Source organism: Nesterenkonia flava, assembly GCF_031432335.1.
In the GTDB taxonomy this organism is placed as follows: Bacteria; Actinomycetota; Actinomycetes; order Actinomycetales; family Micrococcaceae; genus Nesterenkonia; species Nesterenkonia flava.
In genome coordinates, this window is the sequence record NZ_JAVKGT010000022.1 from 1 (window position 1) to 14,854 (window position 14,854).

A 14,854-nucleotide genomic window follows, 5' to 3' on the forward strand; every position below is an offset into this window, starting at 1 on the left:
TATCGGAGGTCTCCGCTCACGTCACGGACTGTTCACAACGTGTCGAGGAACTACACCTAGATCTCATCTGGTGCTGCTGTTCTCGTCGGAATAACCCGAAGAAGCGACGAAAACGGCAGCACTGGATGCTTGTGCGTAGCTTCTGGCCCGATCTCAGTACTGTGTAATGTTCTACTGATCGTGTGACGAATCGTTGTTCGGTTCCTGCTGATAGAGGCCATGCTGGACCTGCAGAAAAAGGGGTTCGTTGATCCGGTGCGCAATAAAGGCTTCCGGGTCACCGCGGTGGAACCGGCGGACCTGCAGGAGCTGATCATGCTGCGCAGCTGGCTGGAGGTCCCGGCCTTCCAGAGGGCAGCACGGACCTTCCCCAAAGAGCGGATCGGGGAGTTCCGGGAACTGGCTGATGCCATCGTGGCGGCCGTGGACCGCGGCGACATGGCCACCTGGCTCACTGCCGATGACGAGTTTCACCTAGCAGTGCTGAAGCTGACGGGCAGCAAGCGCCTCATCGAGATGGTCTCGACCCTGCGCCAACAGACGCGCATGGTCAATCTGGTGGAGATGGTGGGCACCTCTGCGGTGCGCCGCTCCGCCACCGAGCATCATCAGATGCTGGATCTGCTGATGGAAGGCGATGAGGAGGGACTCGGCCGCCTCCTGGTCTCACACATCAGTCTAGTTCTCGAAGAGCGGGCTGAGGGGGCTGCTCCACAGCGCGCTTGACCCCGTGGACCACGAGCGTGCCCGGCACCACCTCGGCGTGCACGGCGGTCACCTCCCCCACGGGATCTCCGTCGATCTGGAAGGGCATCGGCTCAGCCATGGTCACCCGCGTGGTCCGGGCCTGCCGCACCTTCATCACCGGAATATCGGAGGAGAAGCGCAGCGCCGTTTTGGCTAAGATGCGTGCCCAGTCCAGCGCGTGGCGCGGGGTGAACAGGACGGTGTCCATATGGCCGTCGTCGAACTTGGCCGAGGGCACCAGCACCATACCGGCCTGCAGTGACCCGCAGTTGGCCAGCAACACTGAGCGCACGCGGAAAGTTGCCGGTTCGCCGTCGTCGAGCCTGACGGTGACGGACTTCCGGGCACCCATGACATGGCGCAGGCCTGCCTCGCCGTAGGCCAGCCAGCCGGCGCGCTGCTTGAGCACGTCGCGAGTGTCCTCCATGACTTCCGCGTCCAGCCCGCCCCCGGCGATGACCAGGGAGACTTCCTCATCGGTCCGGCCCCCGGGACGCTGCAGCCGCAGGTGGAGGGTGTCCACCCGGTGAGACTGACCGTGGATGGCCTCGTCCACGCAGGCCTCGAGGTCCTGGTAGGGCAGTCCGATGTTGCGGGCAAATAGATTGCCGGTGCCCAGCGGCACCACTCCCAAGGCCACTTCGCTGCCGGCCAGAGTGGCGGCTACGGCGCGCACCGTTCCGTCGCCTCCGGCGGCGATGACGACGTCGGCGCCTGCTTCCACCGCGCGCTGGGTCATGAGGTAACCCGGATCCTCCGCGCTGGAGGCCATGATCAGCGGTGCGGGCATTCCGGCCTGGGAGCAGGAGGTGTGGACCAGGCGGACCACCTCATCGGCGTCGTCCTTGGTGACGTTGACGACCACGCCGACGAGCCGCTCCTCGGGCTTCTTCGGGTGAGCAGCCACCGCGGAGGCCACTTCGATGCTGTGCTCGAGCTCTGCGATGCGTGATCGCTGGTGCTGTGCCACCACCGCTAGGCGCACCACAATCACCAGCAGCACGGCAATCACCGCAGTGATGCTGATCCACACCCACCCCAGCTCGTCGGCACTCATGAGGGCCAGTGTAATCAGGGTCGCAATCCTCCCGAGCTGCTCTCAGCCTGCATCCAGGTTCTGCGGCTTGGATGCCGAAGTGGACGCGGCCCGCTCTCGCGGCTGCCAGACGTGAAGGAGCACCGTGGCGCAACTTGAGGACTTCACCCGTGGCGGACCTGTGCGCCCGGAATCGCTGGAGCCCGGGGGCCGCTGGCACCCGAGGGTCTGGTGCAGCTGTGGCGCCAGTATGGGACCGGGACTCTCGGGACTGACGCGTTTATCCGATTCCTGGACCCGCTGTACGTGGAGGAGAGACTTCGCGGAGTCTTCTCCGTTCCCTCGACGGCTGTGGTCGTCGCGGTCACCGGCCTCTCAGACCTGATCGCCTATGACCAGGGTGCCTACCTCCTGGTGAGCTTCCGGCGGGGGCTCATCGAGCCGCTGCCGCCGCAGACCTGGGAGGAGTTCCTTCCGGGGGCGGTGCGGCCGCCCGGTGGCGGGACAGCCTGGGGCCTAGGATTCCTGGCCTACCTTCCGTTCCCGGTCATCAACGTGCTAGCCGCCCTGCTGGGTGTAGGGATCTGCTTCCTCATGGCCAAGCAGCCGGTGACCTCGGCGACGGTTCGCTCGCAGGCGCGCAGCTCGCTGAACTGGCATCTCACCCTGACATTGTTCACGCTGGTGCTGCCGCCGGTGCTGGGCGTCCTGAGCTGGATCATCGCCGACGCCGCTGGCCAGCCTGACTCAGGCAGCATCGGCGCCATGATCGGGCTCATCTCTTTTTACGTGTTCTCACTGGTGGGCGGGATCTGTCATCTGGTGCTGTGCATTCGCGGACTCATCTTCGCGGGCCGTGCCGAGGTCTATCGGCCCGTGCTGGCCATCCCCTTCCTGCGCGAGCGCTGATACTTCCCTGGCTGCCCGAGCATGGCGGGCCGTATCCAGCACGTGCCCGAGGCTGTGGGCGGGATAGGCTGTAGTCGTGATCGATATCAAGGACCTCATCGAGAATCCGGAGAAGTACAAGGCCAGCCAGCGAGCCCGGCAGGCCGACGAGTCCGCGGTGGACCAGCTCATCGCCGCCTCCGAGGCGCGGTCGGCTGCGATCACCCGCTTCGAAACGCTGCGTGCCGAGCAGAAGAGCTTCGGCAAGAAGGTCGCCCAGGCCCAGGGTGATCAGAAGCAGCAGCTGCTGGCCGAGGTGAAGCAGCTCGCGGAGAACGTAAAGGCCGCTGAGGCTGAATCCAATCAGGCGCAGGATGAGCTGCGCCGCCTACAGGGGGCGTTCCCCAACCTCATCCATGAGGGCGTACCGTCTGGCGGTGAGGAGGATTCGATCACGCTGCGCCATGAGGGCACTCCTCGTGATTTCGCCGCCGAAGGGTTTGAGCCCAAGGACCACCTCGCTCTGGCCGAGTCTCTCGGAGCGGTCGATATGGAACGCGGAGCCAAGGTCTCCGGCGCCCGGTTCTACTTCCTCACCGGTATCGGCGCCCGCCTGGAGCTGGCCATGATGCAGATGGGGCTGGACCAGGCGGTTAGGGCCGGCTTCACGCCCATGATCACCCCTACTCTGGTGCGCCCGGAGACTATGGCCGGCACCGGCTTTGACGTGGAGCACGACGACGAGATCTACCGTCTCGAACGGGACGACCTCTACCTGGTGGGCACCTCCGAGGTCGCCATCGCTGGTTTCCATGCCGATGAGATTCTCGACCTCAGTGCCGGGCCTGAGCGCATTGCCGGCTGGTCCACCTGCTACCGGCGCGAGGCCGGCTCCCACGGCAAGGACACTCGCGGCATTCTGCGCGTCCACCAGTTCAACAAGCTGGAGATGTTCATCTACTGCTCCCCGGAGGACTCGGTCACCGAGCATCAGCGGCTCCTCGCGTGGGAGGAGGAGATGCTGCAGAAGATGGAGCTTCCCTACCGGGTGGTGGACATCGCTGCCGGTGACCTGGGACTGTCCGCCGCGCGGAAGTTTGACTGCGAAGGCTGGGTCCCATCGCAGTCCACCTACCGAGAGCTGACCTCCACCTCTGACTGCACCACGTTCCAGTCCCGCCGGCTGAACATCCGCGAGCGGACCACCAAGGATGACGGCAGCAAGGGCGCCACCCGGCCGGTGGCAACGCTGAACGGCACGCTGGCTACGACTCGGTGGCTTGTCGCCATTCTGGAGAACCACCAGCAGGCCGATGGCTCGGTACGGGTGCCACAGGCGCTGCGCCCCTACTTGGGCGGGCTCGAAGTCATCGAACCGCTGCGCTGAGAGCCTTTCTTCATATGGGTCAGCGTCCAGGTGACGGCCCGAAAGTACTCAGGCTTTACTCACCTTTCCTCGATTAGGTGAAGGTAGAGGAACTTCAGTTGTTCCGACGGCATGAGGACAGGCTTCTCTTGCTGGCGGAGCTTTTTCTGAGTTCTTAAGATTAAGGCGTCACGTAGTTCGTGGCACCTGCTGATCCCCATCAGCAGCCTCACCTCTCGAAGGAGTGTTGACATGACTGAGAAGTACTCCGACTACACCGTTCCTGGTCTGGCCAAGGAGAACGGCCACGAGGTCGCCGGCCTCCTTCAGGGCCGCCTGCATGCTCTGAACGACCTGCACCTGGTGCTCAAGCACATCCACTGGAATGTCGTGGGCCCCAACTTCATCGCCGTCCACGAGATGCTGGATCCCCAGACCGAGCTGGTCCGCGGCTTTGCCGATGAGATCGCTGAGCGCATCGCCACCCTGGGCGGAGCCCCCTCGGGCCTCTCCGGCGAGCTGGTGGACTCGCGCACCTGGAAGGATTACCCGCTCTTCAAGGCCGACGCGGTGACGCACTTGGCCGAGCTGGACAAGGTCTACAGCGGTGTGATTGAGGACCATCGCGACGTGCTGGGGAAGGTCGGCCAGATCGACCCCATCACCGAGGACCTGATCATCGGACAGGTCAAGCAGCTCGAGCTCTTCCAGTGGTTCATCCGCAGCCACATTGAGCGCTCCTAAGCCTCTTCAATCTCCGCGCTGAGCCCGGCGCTCGCCTCGTTCTGGGGCGGGCGCCGGGCTTTTTGCATCCTGGAAGCGGTGGTCATAGTGTGGTTCCTGCCACACAAGAAAGCGGTTTCACCGAGGCTGGCGCCTAGCGCCCCACATCCCAGGAGCACCCCTCCATGTCTGCCAATACCTCCCTGTCCTCTCCCGTCACCGGCCCGTGGAGCGACTCCACGCTGCCAGTCGCCGACCGCGTCGAGGCCCTGCTGGCCCAGATGACGCTTGAGGAGAAAGCTTCCCAGCTCGGCTCCTACTGGGAGCAGGTCGCGCCCAAGAAGGACGACGCCGGAAGCGCATCCGGCGAGAAGAAGATCGGGGAGGCAGCTCCCATGCAGGACGCCATGAGCGCGTCCCAGCTGCCGTGGGATGAGGAAATCGTCGACGGGCTGGGCCAGATCAGCCGTGTGTTCGGCACCCGGCCGGTCACCGCCGCGGAAGGCGTGGCCGCTCTGCGAGCACGCCAGCAGGAGGTTATGTCCTCCAACCGCTTCCGCATCCCTGCACTGGCCCATGAGGAGTGTCTCACCGGATTCACCGCCTTCGGAGCCACGGTCTATCCCACGTCCCTGGCCTGGGGGGCCACCTTCAACCCCGAACTGATCCGGCAGATGGCCGAACGCATCGGCGAAGACCTGCGGGCCGTGGGCATCCAGCAGGGACTCTCTCCTGTGCTGGACGTGGTCACCGACGCGCGCTGGGGGCGGGTGGAGGAGACCATCGGCGAGGACCCCTATGTCATCGGCACGCTGGCCACTGCCTATGTGCAGGGTCTGCAGAAGTCCGGAGTCATCGCGACCCTGAAGCACTTTGCCGGCTACTCCGCCTCCAAGGGTGCCCGCAACCATGCACCGGTCCACATGGGCCGACGTGAGCTCATCGACCAGATCTTCTACCCCTTCGAGCTGGCGGTGCGCGAAGGCGGTGTGAAGTCCGTGATGAACTCCTACGCCGACATCGACGGAGAAGCTCCCGCGGCCTCCCGCTGGCTGCTCACCGAGGTGCTGCGCGAGGAATGGGGCTTCGAAGGGACCGTTGTGGCTGACTACTTCGCGGTGTCCTTCCTGCAGAAGACCCACCGCGTCGCCGAGACCCTGCCTGAGGCAGCGAACAAGGCGATCAGCGCGGGTCTGGACGTGGAGCTGCCGCAGACTGCCGGCTTCCGCACGCTTCCGGAACAGGTCCGCCGTGGCCTCCTGGAGGAGGAGGTCCTCAACACTGCGGTGCGCCGCCATCTGCTGCACAAGGCCGAGCAGGGCCTGCTCGACCGGCCTGAGACGGAGCATGGCAGCAGCACGGACTGGGAGCCGCAGGTGCAGGAGAGCGTGGACCTGGACTCGGCGGAGAACCGCGCGCTGGCCCGGACCATCGCGAGCAAGTCTCTGGTGCTCCTGAAGAACGAGGCGCCTGAGCGCTCTGCTTCCAAGGCAGCCCCGATCCTCCCGCTGGATGCCGGTGCCCTGGCTGGCCGGCGGATCGCTGTCATCGGTCCCTCCGCCACCACGGGGCGGACCATGCTGGGCTGCTACTCCTTCGCCAACCACGTGATGTCCAAGTACAAAGACGACGAACTCGGCATCCACCTGCCCACCCTCCTGGAGGAGGCCCACTCCCGCCTGGGCGGCGCTGGGGTGGAGGTCACTGCTGCTGCAGGCTGTCCCATTGTGGGCTATGACGACGCCGGAATTCCGGCCGCCGCTGAGACGGCCGCGGCTGCTGACTTCGCGGTAGTCACGGTAGGGGATCAGGCCGGACTGTTCGGCCACGGCACCTCCGGTGAGGGATGCGACGCCGAAGACCTGAAGCTGCCCGGCGCCCAGCAGGAGCTCATCGAAGCTGTCGCGGCCACCGGAACGCCGGTCATTCTGGTGGTCATCTCCGGGCGTCCCTATGCCCTGGGGGCGGTGGCGCAGAAGTGTGCCGCGATCGTGCAGGGGTTCTTCCCCGGCCAAGAGGGTGCCCCCGCCGTGCTGGATCTGCTGCTCGGTGAGATCGAGCCCTCCGGCCGCCTCCCTATCGGCATCCCGCAGCACCCCGGTGGCCAGCCTGCCGGCTACATCGCCCCCAAGCTGGGGCAGCGGACCAAGGGCGTCTCCAACTTGGATCCGACTCCGCTGTATCCGTTCGGGCACGGCTTGAGCTACACCACCCTGGAGTACTCGAACCTGGTCATTGAGGCCCCCGGAATCGCGGTGGACGGAACGGTCAACATCTCGGCAACTGTGACCAACACCGGCAGCCGGCCCGCGGATGAGGTGGTGCAGCTGTACTTCGGCGACCGCGCGGCCCAGGTCACCCGGCCGGTCCGGCAGCTACTGGCCTATGCCCACGTGGAGCTGGCCCCGGGCGAGTCCAGAGAGGTGACCTTCTGGGTCCACGCAGACCGCTTCAGCTTCACGGGACTGGACTACCGGCGGATCGTGGAGCCCGGTGCTATCGACATCTGGGTGGGCCCCAGCTCCGGGGACCTGCCCCTGGAGGGGGAGCTGACCCTGGTGGGCGAAACCCGCGAGGTGACCGGTCATCGCGTGATGACGACCCCCGCGCGTGTGAGCTGAGCGCACTGCGCTCACTGCTGCACGGCCATCAAACGGCTGCTGCTGTTTTCGTCGGAATCGCCTGCAGTTCCGACAAAAACAGCAGCAGCGGATGCCTCTAGCCCAGGAGAGAGCGCAGCACGGGAACCAGGCCGTCGTTGTCGACGTCGGCGGTGACCTCGTCGGCAGCGTCCACCACCTCATCGACCGCCTGACCCATGGCCACGCCGCGGCCGGCCCAGCGCAGCATCTCGATGTCGTTGCGCCCGTCACCCACGGCGACGGTCTCCTCCTGCGGAATGCCCATCTGTTCGCGCAGGGTGTTCAGCGATGAGGCCTTGGTGACCCCCGCGGCAGAGACATCGAGCCAGGCGGACCATCCCACGGCGTAGGTGACGCCGTGCAGGCCGATGTCCTCCACGGCCCGGGCGAACTCCTGGGCGGTGGAGTCGGTGGAGTTCACCACCAGCCGCACCGCCTGGGCGTCCTTCATCTGCCGGAAGCTCACCGGCTGGGCGGAGAGCCCGAAGCTCATATCCTCGAAGCGTTCGGTGGAGAGGAATGTCCCGGCCGAGGTTTCGATGGCGAATTTCGCGGTGGGGAGCCGCTCGCTCAGCGCCTCCAGCGCCGGGGCGGGATCAAAGATCCGGCGGTCCAGCACCTCATAACCGTCTTCGAGGGAGCGGTCCACGCGCAGGGTCACCCCGCCGTTGGAGCACACGGCATACCCGTGCTCAATGCCGAAGAGCTCGATCACCGGCAGCGTCGCCGGCAGTGAACGGCCGGTGGCAATCACCACGGTGTGACCATCGGCGACGACGGCACGACCTGCCTCCTTCACCGCCTCGGACATGTGGCCATCGTGATTGACGATCGTGCCGTCCACATCCAGGCACACCATCTTCTTGCCTGGCTCATAGGCGAAGCTGCCGCCGGAGCCGGCCGCCGGGACGGAAAAGTCGGGCTGCCGCTTGTCAGCGGAGGTCTCAAGAGGGGAGTTCATGATCGTCGTCGCACTTTCCTCGTCGCTGGATGGAAGTGAGCTGTCCATTATGCCGCACAATAATCTGCCACGACTGAACGGATTCAAGACGCTGAAACTACCCATCTGATGAGGGGTTTGGATAGTGTTGAGGCGGCCTTAACCTAACGTTTGCCCTGCGGGTCCGCCCGCAGTTCCACCGGAGACCAGCCAGGAGACCAGGAGGCACTTCCATGACGTCCCCCACGGTGACGATTACAGGCGGCGGCTATGAGGCCGAGATCGCCCTGCGCGGCGGCCAGCTGCTGAGCCTGACCAGTCAGGGAGAGAACCTGGTGGTTCCGGCCGCTCAGGCCGAAGGAGCTTTTGCCGGAGCCGTGCTGGCTCCCTGGCCCAACCGCGTGGCCAAGTCCACCTACGTCTACGGCGAGAAGACGTACGAGCTGACCACTAATGAGGAGGAGACCGGCGCAGCGATGCACGGCCTGCTCTACGACCGGGAGCTGACTGTACAGTCCCAGCGCGAATCTGAGGTGCACCTGGCCGGCACCATCGAAGCCTCCGAGGGGTATCCCTTCCGCCTGGAGATCGTGCTGATCTATCGCGTGGCAGCAGATCTGGGGCTTTCCACCACCCTGATGGCCCGCTATGCGCCCGAGGTTGAAGAACTCGAGGGTGACGCCGTGGCGCCGGAGGAAGCGGTTCCCGCACCGTTCGGTGCAGGTTTCCATCCGTACCTGACCGCCGCCGGCGCTCCACTGAACACCTGCCGTTTGCGTCTTCCGGCGACGACCGCCGTCACCACCAAGGCTTCAGGCAAGGTGGTGGACCGCGCCCCCGTCTCCGGAGACCTGGACCTGACCAACGGGCCCCTGCTGGCCGGACGCAGCATCGACCACCCCTTCACGGGCCTTCCGGAGGAGGGGTGGACCGCCGAGCTCATCCACGGTCCCTCCGGCCTGGTGGTGCGTATGATTGCCGACACCCCTTGGGTGCAGGTCTACACGGGGGAGCGGATCGACCGCGCTGGCGTGGCGGTGGAGCCCATGACGTGCCCGCCGAACGCGTTCAACTCCGGCGAGGACCTCATCCACCTCACCCCCGGCGAGTGGTTCCGCGTGGGCTATTCGATTGAAGCCATCCGGCTGTGAGGTTCCGCCGGCGCGCGCAGGTCGCGCCGGCTCTCGGCGAGCTGCCGCTCGCCATCACGCCTGAAGGTCGCGTGTTACATGTGCGCCGGGTGTGGGGTGAGCCGGCTGAGAGGTGCCCCCGCAGCCGGCTGCAGGGGCACAGGCGTATCCTCTCGGATTTACGGTGCCTGACGCGGGCCGCGCACTGAAAGGGCGCCGCTAATCCGAGAATCCGTGGCCCGGTAGCCAATGCCCAGCCTGGGGATTCAGGCCGCCGGCACCCAGAGCTGCGGGGCGTCAACGACGCCGCGCAGGGCGCGTAAGGCTCCGCCGTTGACGGCGGGGGCGACGCCGGCGCCCGCCTCGCGGACGCGGACGCTCGCCCACTGGGCAGCCAGCACCCGCTGGTGCAGCTGTGCTTCGATATGCGGGCGCAGCAGATGGGTCAGCGGCCCGAATTCTCCGCCGAGCACCACTTCGTAGACATCGACGAGGTTCATGGCCCCGGCGAGTGCCACTCCGAGTGCCTCCCCTGCGCGGACCACCGCGTCCTGTGCGCGCTTGCCGTCGTCGTCGTCGTGCTGACAGATCGCCAGCAGCTCATCGACCCCCGCGTGGACGGGGAGCCCGGCGGCCTCCATGAGGCCCCGCTTGCCGGCGTAGACCTCGAGACAGCCGGTGGCCCCGCAGCCGCAGCGGGGACCGGACGGCTCCACCGTGAGGTGACCGATCTCTCCGGCCCACCCGTGCGGGCCGGCTTCAACCATGCCGTCGACGACGACGGATGAGCCCACGCCCATCTGCCCTGAGACGTAGAGAAACGTCTGCTCCTGGCCTTCGGCGACCGTGAGCTCCTGAGCCACGGCTAGGGCGGCAAGCTTGGCCTCGTTGCCTGCGGAGATGAAGCCCCCGAACTCGGCGTCGCGCTGGTTTCCCTCCCCCTGGCCTTTCTCAGGCCGGCACAGCAGGTCGACGAGGTCGATGTGATGCCACCCCAAATTGGGGGCGCGCAACAGAGAGCGTTCGTCCCCGGCGACCAGGCCCGGGACGGCCAGTACGGTTCCGACGATCTGGGCACCCAGCTGCCGAGCCTGCACGGCAACCTGCAACGCCATGGACCCGGCGGCTGGAAGCACCTGCTCCGGGTCAGAGCTGCGGTGGTCGCCCTCCAGAATCTCCTCGGCCAGCACCTTGCCCGTCAGATCCAGTGCCCGGGCGGCGGTGAAGTCCACATTGACCTCCACGCCGAGGCCGGCAAGGGTGCGCGGAGCAGGACTGAGGGGCACGGCGGGACGGCCACGGGTATGCACCGACACGGGCGAGCCCTCTCGCACAATGCCTGCCGCCAGGAGGTCATCGACCAGGCGGGAGACCGTCGAGCGCGTCATCCCGGTCCGGATCGACAGATCTGCTCGAGACAGGGGTTCAGCCGAGGCGAAGATCTCCTCCGTGATGAGCATCAGGTTGGCCTCACGCAGGCTCTCCTGACGTGCTCCGGGGCGCAGCGCCTGGTCATGCACCGGCCGGTCCCGGCGCTGAGGCCGTCGGAAGTCCAGTGGCGCGTTCGCTCCGGAGGCACCGCTCAGGGACCCAAAACCTCTGGTCAGCGAGCGCCTGCCCAGGCGCATCATCGAGCCGGGTGCAGCGCGGAATCGCGCGGGGGAGGCGCCGGCGTCGTGGGAGGACGCGGCGGAGGGCGCAGGCTCGGAGGTGGCGTGGGTCACGGACTTGATCTTAGCCGCCGCAGGCTTTAAGTTTCATCTAGAAACAAATTGAGGGGTGCGTCACACTCTGACCGCCTTCCGCCTCGAAATCCTCAGGAGACACCATGGCATCGACGCCTGCATCCGAGTACAAATTCTCCTTCGGTCTCTGGACCGTCGGGTGGGCCGCCCGCGACCAGTTCGGCGAGGCTTCCCGCCCCGAGTTTGAGCCGTGGGAGTACCTGCCCAAGCTGAAGGAAGCCGGCGCCTCCGGTGTGACCTTCCACGACGACGACGTCGCACCCTTCGGCACCGACGACGCTGAGCGGGAGAAGTACTTCTCCAAGTTCAAGCAGGTCGCCGACGAGGTGGGCCTGAAGGTGGAAATGATCACCACCAACACCTTCTCCCACCCGGTCTTCAAGGACGGCGGCCTGACCTCCAACGACCGCTCCATCCGGCGCTTCGGCCTGCGCAAGCTGCTGCGCAACGTGGACCGTGCCGCTGAGTTCGATGCAGAGACCTTCGTGATGTGGGGCGGCCGTGAGGGCTCCGAGTACGACGGCGCCAAGGACCTCTACGCAGCCCACGAGCGCTACGCCGAGGGCATCGACACCGTGGCTGCCTACATCAAGGAGAAGGGTTACGACCTGCGCATCGCGCTGGAGCCCAAGCCCAACGAGCCCCGCGGTGACATCTTCCTGCCGACCATCGGCCACGCTCTGGGCCTGATCGCGAAGCTGGACAACGGCGACATCGTCGGCCTGAACCCCGAGACCGGCCACGAGCAGATGGCGGGGCTGAACTTCACCCACGGCATCGCTCAGGCTCTTTGGGCCGGCAAGCTGTTCCACATCGACCTCAACGGTCAGCGCTCCATCAAGTACGACCAGGACCTGGTCTTCGGTCACGGCGACCTGACCTCCGCCTTCTTCACCGTAGACCTGCTGGTCAACGGGTTCCCCGGCGGTGGACCCAAGTACGACGGCTGGCTGCACTTCGACTACAAGCCCTCCCGCACCGACTACGTCGACGGCATCTGGGACTCCGCCAAGGCCAACGTCGAGATGGTTACCATGCTCGCCGAGAAGGCTAAGGCCTACCGCAACGATCCTGAGGTGCAGGCTGCATTCAAGGAGTCCGGCGTCTTCGAACTGGGAGAGTCCACGCTGGCCGAGGGAGAGTCCTTCGCCGACTTCCTGGCTGACAAGTCCGCCTATGAGGAGTTCGACGCCGAGAAGGCCGCTCAGCGCAACTTCGGCTTCGTGAAGCTGAACCAGCTGGCCATGAAGCACCTCATCGGCTGATTCCGCCAGCCTTCCACGCTGTCCTGCACGTGGTGCCCGAGCTCAGTCACCGAGCTCGGGCATCACTGTGTTCCGACTCACATAGACTGATTCCAGATGCAGCCCCTCCCGAAGGAGACCCCCATGGCACTCGTCGCCGGCATTGATTCCTCCACCCAGTCCTGCAAGGTCGTCATCCGCGACGCCGAAACCGGCGCCCTGGTGCGCTTCGGATCAGCCAAGCACCCCGAGGGCACCGAGGTGAACCCCCAGGCCTGGTGGGATGCGCTGAACATCGCCCTCGAGGAGGCTGGCGGACTGGCCGACGTTGCCGCGGCAGCCGTGGGCGGACAGCAGCACGGGCTCGTGGCGCTGGATGCCGACGGGGAGGTCATCCGCGACGCGCTCCTGTGGAACGACACCCGTTCCGCCGACGCCGCCGAAGCGCTTATCGCCGAGTACGGCGGCGGGACGGACGGCGCAGCCGAGTGGGCGCGCATGACGGGATCCGTGCCGGTGGCCTCCCTGACCGTGACCAAGCTGCGCTGGCTGGCTGACGCCGAACCGGAGAACGCCCGGCGCGTCGCCGCGGTGGCGCTGCCGCATGATTGGCTGACCTGGAAGCTCTCCGGCGCTGCCCGCTTGGAGGATCTGACCACCGACCGGTCCGAGGTCTCGGGCACCGGGTACTTTGACACCGCCCTGGGGGAGTACCGCTATGATCTGCTGGCTCGCGCCCTGCGGATCTCTGAGGAGCTGGCACGCAGCATCGTCCTTCCGCGGGTCCTCGGCCCGCGCGAGCAGGCCGGCACCGGTGATGCAGTCCGCGGCTGGGGTCACCTGGTGCTGGGTCCCGGCGCAGGCGACAACGCCGCGGCGGCGCTGGGCCTGGGTATGACCACCGGCGACGTCGCCATCTCCATCGGCACCTCGGGTGTGGTCTCCGCGGTCTCACCGCGGCCCATTCAGGACCCCTCCGGCCTGATCGCCGGTTTTGCCGATGCCACCGGGGAGTTTCTGCCCCTGGCCGTGACCCTCAACGGTTCCCGGGTGCTGGACGGTGCCGCCCGGATGCTCGGAGTGGATCACGCCGGTCTGGCTGGGCTGGCGCTTGCCGCAGCTCCGGGGGCCAATGGGCTCACGCTCGTGCCTTATCTTGAAGGTGAGCGCACCCCCAACCTGCCGCGAGCCACCGGAAGCTTCGTGGGTCTGTCCCTGGCGTCGATGAACCCGAATGATGTGGCTCGTGCCGCCGTGGAGGGTCTGCTGTGCGGACTTGCCGACGGGCTGGAGGCCATGACCGCTCACGGAGTACCGGTGAATTCGATTCAGCTCATCGGCGGCGCGGCGCGCTCGGCTGCTGTGCAGCAGATTGCCCCGACGATCTTCGGTCGAGACATTCAGGTGCCGGAGCCGGGTGAGTATGTGGCCGACGGTGCAGCGCGGCAGGCAGCCTGGGTGCTTTCCGGCTCTGATGCGGCACCGGAGTGGACCACTTCGGCCGTGCAGACGTTCAGCGCCGCACCCACCCGCGAGGTGCGCGAGGCCTACGCCGCCCGCCGGCACCTCTTCGCAGAGCGGGGTTAAAGGGCGGTCTTGTACTCGCTGACCAGCAGGTGAACGGCGTCGACGTCCTCCTCCACCTCAGAGAACCGGGGGAGTTCTTCGAGGAAGACGTTATCGGCGTCGTCGTCGTTCACGCCTGAGACCTCGCCGGCCAGCACCTGGCTGCCCTCAGCCCAGAAGCGATGGAAGACGCCGGTGGGCAGATGGATGCTCTGCCCCGGAGCCAGGCGCACCTGCTCCTGCGGGCCCACCGTGCGCGGCAGGCCGTCCACGAGAACCTCCATCGGCGCATCGCCCAGTTGCTTTCCCTCGGCCGGGCGGACCTCCAGGACCAGTTCCCCGCCTCCGCGGTTGATGATGTCCTCCGCCTTGCGCTGGTGGAGATGGAACGGGGTCTCCTGGCCCACGCCCACGCTCATGAATTTCTCCGCGTAGGTCTGCCCCTCGCCGCGGTCGCGATCGGCGAGGCTGCCGTTGCGCAGCGTGTAGAGGCACAGGCCCCGGCGCGCAAAGTCGCCGCCGCCGAAGTCAGTCACATCCCAGCCGATTCCACGTTCGATGAGAAGCCGCGCCTGCTCCTTGTGCTCGCGCCAGTCCTGGCGAGACCAGGCGGCGGTCGGCGGCAGCTCAAACCGGTGGGCCTCCGCCAGAGCCTTGGCAGCGGCGATGATGCTCTCAATCTCGGAACGCTTCATGGGCACAGAATAGCGGGCCGGCCAGGCCTGGCCCTGAACTCGCCAGACGCACTCGATCTGCTTGTCCTGCGCGGACGCAGAACGGTCCGAGCATCCTGCCAGCTTGCTTCAAGGTCCGCGTGGTCACGTCGT

Annotated in this window: 12 protein-coding genes; 8 read left to right on the top strand and 4 right to left on the bottom strand. The window is 66.4% G+C overall.

Annotated elements, in window-relative coordinates; translation table 11 throughout:
- The first annotated feature begins 219 nt into the window (after positions 1–219).
- Entirely contained in the window at positions 220–726 is a 507-nt protein-coding gene (locus RH857_RS09045; RefSeq protein WP_310537654.1) for a GntR family transcriptional regulator, read from the top strand.
- Here the strand turns inward: RH857_RS09045 and RH857_RS09050 are convergent.
- Entirely contained in the window at positions 674–1,804 is a 1,131-nt protein-coding gene (locus RH857_RS09050) for a diacylglycerol/lipid kinase family protein (RefSeq protein ID WP_310537655.1), read from the bottom strand. The two genes, RH857_RS09045 and RH857_RS09050, sit on opposite strands and share 53 nt — an antisense overlap.
- Before the next feature lie 210 nt (positions 1,805–2,014).
- Here RH857_RS09050 and RH857_RS09055 point away from each other — a divergent pair, with 210 nt between their 5' ends.
- The 4 genes from RH857_RS09055 to RH857_RS09070 all read left to right on the top strand — a co-directional run bounded on the left by RH857_RS09055 (position 2,015) and on the right by RH857_RS09070 (position 7,381).
- The gene (locus RH857_RS09055) at positions 2,015–2,692 is read left to right on the top strand and encodes a magnetosome magnetite crystal formation protein family (protein ID WP_310537656.1); all 678 of its coding nucleotides are present in this window, start codon (positions 2,015–2,017) and stop codon (positions 2,690–2,692) included.
- Between the two features lie 76 nt (positions 2,693–2,768).
- Positions 2,769–4,058 carry a serine--tRNA ligase gene (gene serS / locus RH857_RS09060; RefSeq protein WP_310537657.1) on the top strand — a complete coding sequence of 430 codons (1,290 nt, stop codon included), beginning with the start codon at positions 2,769–2,771 and terminating at the stop codon, positions 4,056–4,058.
- Positions 4,059–4,289: 231 nt separating this feature from the next.
- The gene (locus RH857_RS09065; RefSeq protein WP_310537658.1) at positions 4,290–4,781 is read left to right on the top strand and encodes a Dps family protein; all 492 of its coding nucleotides are present in this window, start codon (positions 4,290–4,292) and stop codon (positions 4,779–4,781) included.
- A 164-nt stretch (positions 4,782–4,945) separates the two neighbouring features.
- Complete coding sequence (locus RH857_RS09070; protein WP_310537659.1) at positions 4,946–7,381, top strand: glycoside hydrolase family 3 N-terminal domain-containing protein; 2,436 nt, start codon at positions 4,946–4,948, stop codon at positions 7,379–7,381.
- A gap of 97 nt (positions 7,382–7,478) precedes the next feature.
- Here the strand turns inward: RH857_RS09070 and RH857_RS09075 are convergent, their stop codons facing one another.
- Entirely contained in the window at positions 7,479–8,261 is a 783-nt protein-coding gene (locus tag RH857_RS09075; protein WP_310537700.1) for an HAD family hydrolase, read from the bottom strand.
- 314 nt (positions 8,262–8,575) lie between these two features.
- Here RH857_RS09075 and RH857_RS09080 point away from each other — a divergent pair, with 314 nt between their 5' ends.
- Positions 8,576–9,493, top strand: a complete 918-nt coding sequence (locus tag RH857_RS09080) for an aldose epimerase family protein (protein ID WP_310537660.1) — start codon at positions 8,576–8,578, stop codon at positions 9,491–9,493.
- Between the two features lie 245 nt (positions 9,494–9,738).
- Here RH857_RS09080 and RH857_RS09085 read toward each other — a convergent pair whose 3' ends face one another.
- On the bottom strand, positions 9,739–11,196 hold the full coding sequence (locus RH857_RS09085; RefSeq protein WP_310537661.1) for an ROK family transcriptional regulator: 1,458 nt from the start codon (positions 11,194–11,196) through the stop codon (positions 9,739–9,741).
- A 104-nt stretch (positions 11,197–11,300) separates the two neighbouring features.
- On the opposite strand from RH857_RS09085, the gene xylA reads away from it, so the two are divergent.
- Positions 11,301–12,482: a xylose isomerase gene (gene xylA, locus RH857_RS09090; protein WP_310537662.1), complete on the top strand. Its 1,182-nt coding sequence runs from the start codon at positions 11,301–11,303 to the stop codon at positions 12,480–12,482.
- A 123-nt stretch (positions 12,483–12,605) separates the two neighbouring features.
- The gene (gene xylB / locus RH857_RS09095) at positions 12,606–14,048 is read left to right on the top strand and encodes a xylulokinase (RefSeq protein WP_310537663.1); all 1,443 of its coding nucleotides are present in this window, start codon (positions 12,606–12,608) and stop codon (positions 14,046–14,048) included.
- Here xylB and RH857_RS09100 read toward each other — a convergent pair.
- Positions 14,045–14,722, bottom strand: coding sequence for a D-lyxose/D-mannose family sugar isomerase (locus RH857_RS09100; RefSeq protein ID WP_310537664.1), 678 nt, complete (start codon positions 14,720–14,722; stop codon positions 14,045–14,047). The genes xylB and RH857_RS09100 overlap by 4 nt on opposite strands.
- Positions 14,723–14,854: the final 132 nt, after the last annotated feature.